This window comes from Streptomyces sp. NPDC001443 (genome assembly GCF_053597355.1).
In genome coordinates, this window is record NZ_JBSFIA010000045.1 from 72,513 (window position 1) to 81,080 (window position 8,568).

General features: G+C 67.8%; 6 protein-coding genes and 2 pseudogenes. 4 read left to right on the forward strand and 4 right to left on the reverse strand.

Annotated features, from left to right (window positions below; genetic code table 11):
• Positions 1-46: 46 nt before the first annotated feature.
• Both ACWC24_RS34940 and ACWC24_RS34945 read right to left on the reverse strand, forming a co-directional pair.
• Entirely contained in the window at positions 47-547 is a 501-nt protein-coding gene (locus ACWC24_RS34940; protein WP_450666916.1) for a hypothetical protein, read from the reverse strand.
• The gene (locus ACWC24_RS34945; RefSeq protein WP_450666917.1) at positions 544-2,319 is read right to left on the reverse strand and encodes a hypothetical protein; all 1,776 of its coding nucleotides are present in this window, start codon (positions 2,317-2,319) and stop codon (positions 544-546) included. Before ACWC24_RS34945 ends, ACWC24_RS34940 begins: the two co-directional genes overlap by 4 nt.
• Positions 2,320-2,349: 30 nt before the next feature.
• On the opposite strand from ACWC24_RS34945, the pseudogene ACWC24_RS34950 reads away from it, so the two are divergent.
• The 3 genes and pseudogenes from ACWC24_RS34950 to ACWC24_RS34960 form a co-directional block, all read left to right on the forward strand.
• Positions 2,350-2,499, forward strand: a pseudogene (locus tag ACWC24_RS34950) (XRE family transcriptional regulator); the annotation flags it as partial.
• Positions 2,484-3,026, forward strand: a complete 543-nt coding sequence (locus ACWC24_RS34955) for a GNAT family N-acetyltransferase (RefSeq protein ID WP_450666918.1) — start codon at positions 2,484-2,486, stop codon at positions 3,024-3,026. The pseudogene ACWC24_RS34950 and the gene ACWC24_RS34955, both read left to right, overlap by 16 nt.
• A gap of 377 nt (positions 3,027-3,403) precedes the next feature.
• Positions 3,404-3,655: a hypothetical protein gene (locus ACWC24_RS34960; protein ID WP_450666919.1), complete on the forward strand. Its 252-nt coding sequence runs from the start codon at positions 3,404-3,406 to the stop codon at positions 3,653-3,655.
• A gap of 300 nt (positions 3,656-3,955) precedes the next feature.
• Here ACWC24_RS34960 and ACWC24_RS34965 read toward each other — a convergent pair whose 3' ends face one another.
• On the reverse strand, positions 3,956-6,211 hold the full coding sequence (locus ACWC24_RS34965; protein ID WP_450666920.1) for a hypothetical protein: 2,256 nt from the start codon (positions 6,209-6,211) through the stop codon (positions 3,956-3,958).
• A gap of 450 nt (positions 6,212-6,661) precedes the next feature.
• Between ACWC24_RS34965 and ACWC24_RS34970 the strand changes: the two genes are divergently transcribed.
• Positions 6,662-7,177 carry a putative immunity protein gene (locus ACWC24_RS34970; protein ID WP_450666926.1) on the forward strand — a complete coding sequence of 172 codons (516 nt, stop codon included), beginning with the start codon at positions 6,662-6,664 and terminating at the stop codon, positions 7,175-7,177.
• Positions 7,178-7,440: 263 nt separating this feature from the next.
• Here the strand turns inward: ACWC24_RS34970 and ACWC24_RS34975 are convergent.
• A pseudogene (locus ACWC24_RS34975) lies at positions 7,441-8,568 on the reverse strand (hypothetical protein); the annotation flags it as partial.

Genomic DNA, 8,568 nt, shown 5'->3' on the forward strand with positions numbered 1-8,568 from the left:
AGTCACACTGCTGAAGGCCGCGCGAACTGGCAGGTGACACGCCCGGTCAGGGCGAAGGGGGGCTCGGGGCCGGCAGGACCGCGACGTTGTCCCCGGACTGCCGCAGTCGTTCGAGGAGACGGGCGTTCTGGATCTCCAACTCGGCATTGCGCAAGGCCAGGACCTGGATCTGGTTGGCGTAGGTGGCCACGGTGCCCTTGAGTTCGCGGATCTCGGCGGCATGCTCGCTGCGAAGCTCACGCTCCGCCTTCTTCAGCCGAGCGACTTCTGCCCGCAGCTCCTCCGGTTCCGGTCGACGGGTCCGCGGTGCCTCCAGGATCTCCTTCACCGCCTGCGCCACCGGCGAGCGGTAGTAGGAGGCGCGGGAGACACCGGCCTCGGTGCACAGATTCACAACCGTGATCTTGCCATCGGTGAGCTCGGGCAGCCCGTGCATCAGCCGCTCGAACGCCTCCATCAGCGCACGGTCGATGTCGGTAAGTCCTCTCCCGCCCGTGGAGAGCCGGTCGAAGGTGTGCCGGATGCGCAGTCGCGTCTCGTTGTTCACGCCGACCTCGCGCTTTCCTTGGAGTCGTCCGTAGTGATGCTCTGGATGAGTTCGTCGAGTTCGGTGGCGTAGTCGGTCAGGGCGATAACCTGCAGCCGGGGCAGGGCCTCACGTTCCTTCTTGGGCAGGTCGAGCACCGTCAGGGCCTGGTCCCGTGCGGTGGCGAGCCGGGGCAAGTGCACTGCCGACCGGCGGGCGTTGGGGCAGTTCAGACACATGTTGTGCAGCGGCACCGGGCGGCCGAGCGCCTTGGTCCGTTTGCGGCATACTGCGGTGGCGGCTTGGAAGAAGCAGTCGTTCAGCACCCCGGGGTGCAGCATCTTGGTGAGGTGCCGCAGCATCGTCCGCAGCCGGGCAGGGGACGCGACAACGCCGGGCAGGTCACCGAGCTCGCGGCGGATCCGCTCGAGCTCCGCCGAGATCCGCTCTGCGGCCCCGCCGGAGGCGGCGCCACCGTTGTGCCAGTCCCGGTAGATATCCTCCAGGTAGTCCAGCCGCGCCACCGCGTCGTTGGCCGCTACTTCCTCGGCGAAGCCGGACTCCGAAGTACCCGCATATCCCTCGAACATGACTATTCGGGCATGTTGGTACTGCCGTGCGCCGACGACAACGCCGAAGGGCTGGTGAGCGATATGCCAGGCCAAAGTTCGACGGAACTGCCGCGTGTCGAAACTCCAGGGAACCCCTGCTGGATCAGGTTCTTCCTCGGTAAGGCCGAGAGACCCGTCCGGGGCCTCGCCTCCGCAGCCGTGTTGATGGCTTTCTGAATCGAGGGTGTCCGGGGCGGCGTAGACGTCGACGCCGCTTGTGTCGTTGGGGATGAACAGTCCCGCTTCCGCGCTGAAGAGCTCGTTGGCATGGCCGCGGAAGCGCCCCAGCCGGTAGGGAACGGACCCGAAAAGCTGATAGCCAGTGATGTCCGTACCCCAGTAGCCGAAGAGATGGTCCGGATCGTCATGGAGGCCGAGGAGGACGTCGACGGCCTGGTGAACGATGTCCAGGACGACCCACTCGGCCTCATCGCCGCTGATCTTTCGGTTCTTGTAGACCCGCCCGCGCAGCTTGTAGCGAATCCGGCCGTCGTCGCCGGTTTCGGTGAACGCGCACTCGCGGCCCAGGAGGCGCACCTCGTCGTCGCGAAGTCCTGAAAGGTACGCGATCACGATCCAGCAGGCCGTGCGCAGATACTCGGTCTCCCGATTCACAGTCGTGGGGTCCAGCCGTGGCCGCCACGGCCGGCCGGACTCCGGCCAGGGCGACATCGGTGTATCGAGGCCGCCTTCCTCAAACCCCAGCTCGGCTGCCGCCCGTGCCACGAGGTGGTCGATACGGGCGTAGCCGCCGATCATCAGCTCGATCAGAGTGATGTTCGGCGACTGGACGACTCCGTCGACCACGTCGGCGCCTGGTCGCCATGAAACCGCCTCCAGCGGCAGGGCCGGCAGGCCGCGCCCGGCCGCCCGGCGCTTTGCGATGAAGGAGGAGAACGCGGCTTCCTTTGCTCCGCCCATGCTGTAGGGCCGCAGGCGTGCGGCCTCTTGCAGGGCCTGTATCTCGGCGCGGGCAGCGCGGATGTCGCGGCTGGCGATGGTGATGTAGAAGACGGCCGCGCGCAGCAGCGGAGCCATGATCTCCTCGGGGATGCGGTCCGTGCTGTTCTCGTCCGGTCTCGGCTCCTTTCCCACCACCGCCGCTGCTGTCCGGCCCGGCCACGGATGGACGTCCAGTCCGTCGCTGTGGAGGAAGGCACGATGGGCTGCGAGCTGCTTCATCGTGGTGACGAGCGACGCAGCAGTGGAGCGGTCTTCCCCCTGATGTCCGGCACCCCCATCCCGGGTCGGATGCGTTCTCTGCTCGGTGACTACTACCGGGACTTGATCACTCTTGCGCCGGACGCCAGGATCGCCCGAGAGTGGGGCGACCGCTACCGATCCGAATGGAGCCGACTGTGAGTGCCGCTGGGCTGAATATCCGCCACTTCGGGCATGACGACCTGCCGCAGATCCGGCAGACCATCATCGACCTGCACGCCGCAGCGGCGGGCCCCGATCGGGACGACGACTTCAAGAAGAAGTTTCCCTGGTTCGTGGACCACTGGGGCAATAACCCCGCCTTCGCCTGCGTGATCGCGTACGACGGCGAGGAGGCGGTGGGCTTCGCTTACGGCGCTCCTGCGGTTGAGGGTCGGGAATGGTGGCGCGAGCACCTCGACCCGGCACCGGAGAAGGCCGTGACCTTCTCGTACTCCGAGCTGGCCGTCCATCCCAAGAAGCGCAAGAAAGGTGTGGCAGACGCACTCTCCCGAGCCCTCCTGCAGGAGAGGCCCGAGGACCTCGCCGTCCTCCTGGGCGACGGCAAACATCCCCGCGTCCAAGCACTGTACGAGGACTGGGGCTTCCGTAAGGTGGGCGAGCGTCAGCCCTTCCCGGACTCTCCGCTCTACGCCGTCATGCTCGCGAACTTGCCGATTTCATCCTGACCCGGGCGGCCCGCTGCCGCAGTCCTGCAGAGCGGTCTTCGACCGCTTCCAGCAAGGCGTGGAGTGGTCCCGAGATGTCCGCCAGGGCAGTGGGTTGTAGGCAGCTCCTCAGGAAGTCCCTTTACGTGCATGTGGAGGGGGTTTGTCAAATCGTCGAGGCGAGCCGTTTGGAAGGGCTAGTCAGCTGACCGTCTCAGCTGCTGCGACGCCAGGGTTCGGTATCGCTATGGCGCCACCAATACAGGAAGCCCCCCGGTGCGAGCTTTGATGAAATATTGAGTGGCATCCGTGAGTTGAGAGAGTGCTGAAAGGAATTAGTGATGGCGGCATCTTGGAGGCTGATTCGGAACGGGGAGACCGTGTGCACCCTGCGTTACATGAGAGTCGACCAGCCGTTCTTCGTCTGCAGAGTTGACCCCTCACCCGCATGGCCCTCCGTCAAACCCTACTTCGACGAGTTGGCAACAGTGCCGCTCCCTGACAGCGACGGCCTGCGGACCGCCCAGGCGCTAAAGCGGATTCTCGATCTTCAGCTCGCCCTGGAGGACGTGGAGAGTGGAACATTCGTCGAGCGGTATTACCTGTCCATCCATGGAGATGAGGCAACTCTTCGGATCAGCGGTACATGAGAATCGCGGGAATTGATTTCTGGTGGGATATTCCATCCGGGCAGCGGGATATCCCACCAGAGGTCTCGGCTCGCGGCTGCAGCGGCGGCCGTCCTTGCCGCGGTGTTCCCCGCGCCCCGTCCTGCGAGCGTTGTCGACGTCCTTGGGGTGCTCGATCACAGCGAAGACCTCCGGTGAGGTGTGGCTGTCCTGGACTGCCGCACGGAGGTCTTCGTCGCTCGCCGTGATGCTCGGCTGACCGTTCACGGCCGAGGGAACAGTACTTGGCCACAAGTGCATGAAGCCGGATTTTCCTCGGTCTCAGCCGGTCGGGTCTTTGGGGAGCCAGTCGGCGAAGATTTCCGGGAGGCGGCTCAGGTCCTCGGCGGTGATGGTGACGAGGCGCAGGCCGTGGTGGCGGGCCAGGTCCCGTTTGCGGGTGACCTTCGCCGCATACGCTTCTTGGGTCATGAGGCCCAGGGCTTCGACGAATGTGCCGTCGGCCAGACGCCAGTCTGCGCGCAGGCCAGTGGTGTTGAGTTGCGGGTGGCGCGGGTATGCGGGCTCGGGTTCGTGGGCTACGCCCCGGTGGTGGAGGAAGTCGTCCACGTGGCGTTCGAACAGGGAGCGGCACAGGTGTCCGTCCGTGGCCGTGGTCGCCGTACCCATCCAGGTGCGGACCCCGTCCGTGAGGAGCTCTGCGTGGGCCAGCCACTGTGTCCAGGTGCGGGCCGGGCGCGTGGGTCGTGCGCTCAGTACCGCGGAGTGGGGGCGCGGCACCAGGAAACGGCAGAGCATCACCTCGTCGACCAGAGCGCGGTTTTGGAACGGGACGCAGATACGGTCCAGTTGGGCGAGAGACGGCGGCCCGGAGAATTCGAGTTCGGCGAGTCTGCGCAGCGCGTACACGGTCGCTTCCGTCCACGCTCCGTCCGCTCCCGTGTCGCGCATTACCCCGTTGCCTGCGAGAACGCAGCAGCCGTGGCAGTAGAAGAGTCCTGGGAATGCCGACTGGGCGGAGCGCCCGCAGAGCCGGCATGGCCCGCGTTGCGTCAGGTCTACGGGGGACGCGAAGAGCGTTTCCAGGGCGCGCCGGTAGTAGGGGTTGTCTGCCGCGTCGTCGATGAGTGGCGGCAGCAGGCTCCCGGTCTGCGCGGCAAGGGCCTTTGCGTCGTCGGGTTTTGCGTTGAGCCAACGGTGGTGGGGCTGCGGGATCAGTTGTTGCGCGGTGGCTGTCACCCGGCTGGAGCGGCCGAGGGGGCTGATCTCGGCCGGTGCGAACGCGGCGCGGAAGTTGTGCCGCTCCACCTCCTCGTGGGGCGTGCCCCAGGTTATGAGCAGCGGCCGTACGCCGTGCCGGCGCAGGAGTACCGTCAACGGCTCGGCGAGCGGCGTGGCGTACGCGGTGAGTGTGCCTGAGTCCGGGTCGAACCAGCCGGCCTCGGGAAGCCTGCTCCGCAGTACCCCCGGCTTGGAGAGCCGTATCGACCACATGCCTTTGCTGGTCATGACGACCATCGCGTCAGGGAAGTTGTCCAGGGCGGCCAGGTCTTCGGGCATATCCACGTCCACCCCGTGTGCGCGCAGCGCACCGAGTGCCTCGGCGCGTGTGCGCTCGTCGACCAGGGTGAGCGGGCCGTCCGGCTGGTGGTACTGCCCGACTTCCACGCCGGATTCGTCCAGGACGAGGATCCGGGTGTGCTGGAAGACGGACCGGGTGACGGCACGCAGGCCGCGGAAATCGTGCGGCAGGCTCCGGTAGGTATCCCAGGCGGGCAGGAGCGGGCGTGCCTCGGCGTCTCGGCGGTGCCGCGCGCGGTCACGCTTGGTCTCGCGGCCCCAGGCTCCGCCGGCGGCGCGATGGCTCAGAGCGGTCCGTAGCCGGATGGCGAACCGCTCGGCGAGCGCCCGGCGCAGGCCCTGCTCGACACCGGTCGGGGCCGGCTCCTTCTTTGTGCGCGGGTCGGCCTCCTGCCGATGGGCGGCCAGGTAGGAGTCCACGAGGGCGCGCACGGTCTGACGCTCGGGCAGCAGGACCCGTACGGAACCGACCGCATAGCCGAAGGCCTTCTGCTCCGCCCACGACACCGGCTCGTCGCGGCTGGGTTCCCAGTCCGCATCGTCCCCGTCCTCGTCGTCGTAGAAGCGGCTGTTGGCTTCGAGGTCGTAGAGCTCTATCCATCCGTGACAGCCGATGGGGGTCCCGGTCTCTTCGGTGAGATCGCGGATGCTCTCGCTCGTGACGTACAGCGCACTGCTGTAGAGATAGCCCATGTGCCGGTCGAGAACGGATCCGCCGTGGTGGGGCGGGGCAGCGACCGACATGGCCCTGGTGTCGTAGTCATTGTCGGGCCGGGGGACGAGACTGACGCGGATGGGTATGACGGCGTCGCCCTTCGCCTTGGGCGGTGCCGGCCTGACGTTTTCTGGTCGCAGCCGACCCAGGAGGAAGGTCCGCAGGGCCGGTACGCAGTCGTCGAAGACAGCGAACCCTGGGGCGACGTCCTTCGCTGGATCGCCCGGGATCATGAGGAGACCTGCGTCGGGGGCCCACTGGATCGTGTCGCGGCTCGGCATGCATAAATTATGTCAGCGGCATATGCGACGAACTGGCTCGAGGGGCGGACCATATGCAGGCAGCGATTCCTCGTACGGTCCGCAAGCTGTGAGTGCGTGTAGAACAGCGCACGCGATGCCACCGAAGCCGCCGAGGTGGTCTGCAGTGCCGAAGGCGGTCATGCCGCGTCTGGAGGCGGCCGGAAACCCGGCGCCGAGGACACCGTCCAAGCCTGACATCGGTGATCACTTCGAACTTGCGGTGGTCGCGAAACCGGACTTCGATCCAAGTGAACTGGCGGCTGAGGCCCGCCACCTCTGCTGCGAGGGTGTGCACCACCTGGGCGACCAGCCTTTCCCAGGCGCAGGCTGGGATGCTCGGTGATGTCGGTGATGTCGGTGATCGAGGGGTCGGATGTGTGGCGTGGGGTTGCAGGCTTCGCTTCATACCAGCAGGAAGGAATACCGATCTTGATCCTCCCGAAGGTCAGAGACCCTCGCTTCGTGACGATCCGCCGCGGTGGGACCCTCACTGATGCGGACCACCATCTGCTGGCCCTGTGGGCGGCAGCTTGCGCCGAGCACGTTCTTGACCTGTTCGAGTCGGCTCGGCCTGCGGATCCGCGGCCGCGCCAGGCGATCGAGCATGCCCGCGCCTGGGTGCGTGGCGAGGTCAAGATGATGGAAGCCCGCGCGGCGGGCGGCCACGCGATGGGCGCGGCCCGGGACCTGCGTGGCGCAGCACGGTGTGCCGCCTACGCCGCGGGCCAAGCCGGGGTTGTTGCACATGTCGCCGCACACGAGCTCGGTGCGGCTGCCTATGCGATCAAGGCCGTACGCGTCGCCGCGCCTGATGGCGAGAGCGAGGCCGCAGGGCAGCACGAGTGCCAGTGGCAGCGTGACCAGCTCCCGGAGCCGATTCGGGAGCTCGTACTTGACGACCAGCGGTTGAGGAACGACATCTGCTGGTTGGTGTTCGACTGCTGAGACTGATCCACCGGCATCTCGCCGAAGAATGCGGCACCTCGCCGATGACGTCCCGCCGGGATACCGACTGGCGGGCGTCGACATCGGAATTCGTCGACGTCGTGAACGGCCCCTTCGTCGGCATGTGCAACGCCGCGCAACAGCAGTGATGCTGCGGGCGGCCTGCAGGGGGCGCTCTGTCACGCAGGATGCGGCCATGCGGATCCGGCCCGGTGGAGGAGGCGGGCCAGGCCCACGCCCGGGGCAGTGGATACGGCGCCGTGTCATGGGTGGATGGGGGTGTGGTGGGTGCTGAGGGCGTGTCGGCGGCGCTCGAAGTCCGGGGTTTCGTCGGTGATGTAGAGGGCGGTCACGGGCCGGTTGTACTGGCCGGTGATGCCACGGGCTGCGCATTCTTGGGCCAGGTCGGCGCTGGAGGGCGCCTGCGTGTGCCGCCGGTGCTCGGCCCAGATGTTGTAGACGCGCCAGCGCAGGAAGTGGCGGCGCAGGTTGGCGGGGCTGACGGGTCGGCGGCCACGTCCGAGGAGTCCTTGGCCAGCGAGGTGGGTGGAGAGCTGTTCGGCAGTGGGTTCGGTGCCGTGTTCGCTCTGGTACTGCATCCATGCGAGGTAGTAGCGGTCGGGCGCGGTGAGTTGTTCTCCTTGCGGGCGGCCTTGCGGCGTGGGGGGACGTGCCCGGTCTCCCGGCGGCAGGGGCTGCGTGTGCTTGGCCTGCCGGGCCCGTGCGGCAGCCGGAGGAGTGTGGGGTGGGTGGTGCGCCGTGGTGCCGTTGCGGGGGCCGGTCCCCTGCGGGCCGACAACGGAGTCGGGGGCCGGGACGGTGTGGGGTGTGCCCGGGTCGAGGGTGGGGGAGACGCCTGCATGCACCGGGCCTGCGGATGCCAGCGGGCTGCCGGACTCCGTGTGGCTGGTCTGTGGAGGTGTGGGGGCTGCAGGGGTACGGGCGGCGGGTGGGGTTCCGCGTTCGTGTCCGTGGTCGTGCCAGGTGCTGGGAGAGGCACCGTGACGGGGATGTGACGCCGGCCCGGCGGCGATGGCAGGAGCGAGCTGTGGGGCGAGGGTATCGATGTCCTCGCCGACCCGGCGGGTGTGGTGGGGACCGGCCGGGCCGGGGAACGTGCCCGTCTCCTGCGGAGAGGGATCCTTCAGCAGGAGTTCCCCGCTGTGCTGGCCTTGGTGCTGTTGGGGGGCGTGCTGCTGCCGGTCGGGGGCCGCTTCCACGGTACGCGGGGCGGCGGCCAGAGGGGCCGGCGGGGCCGGCGCGTTGGCCGTGAGCGCGGGCTGGGGGGCCGGGGGGAGCAGGACAGGTTCGATGCCCGCCGCCGCGAGGCCCGCCGGGGCGGTCTCGGACAGCGGGACGCCGTAGCGGGCCAGGCGCAGCGGCATCAGCGA

What these genes read in the sequence shown, in the direction of transcription:
- ACWC24_RS34945 (WP_450666917.1), bottom strand. Translation starts at nt 2,319, where the DNA reads ATGAAGCAGCTCGCAGCCCATCGTGCCTTCCTCCACAGCGACGGACTG.
- ACWC24_RS34955 (WP_450666918.1), top strand. Translation starts at nt 2,484, where the DNA reads ATGGAGCCGACTGTGAGTGCCGCTGGGCTGAATATCCGCCACTTCGGG.
- ACWC24_RS34960 (WP_450666919.1), top strand. Translation starts at nt 3,404, where the DNA reads ATGAGAGTCGACCAGCCGTTCTTCGTCTGCAGAGTTGACCCCTCACCC.
- ACWC24_RS34965 (WP_450666920.1), bottom strand. Translation starts at nt 6,211, where the DNA reads ATGCCGAGCCGCGACACGATCCAGTGGGCCCCCGACGCAGGTCTCCTC.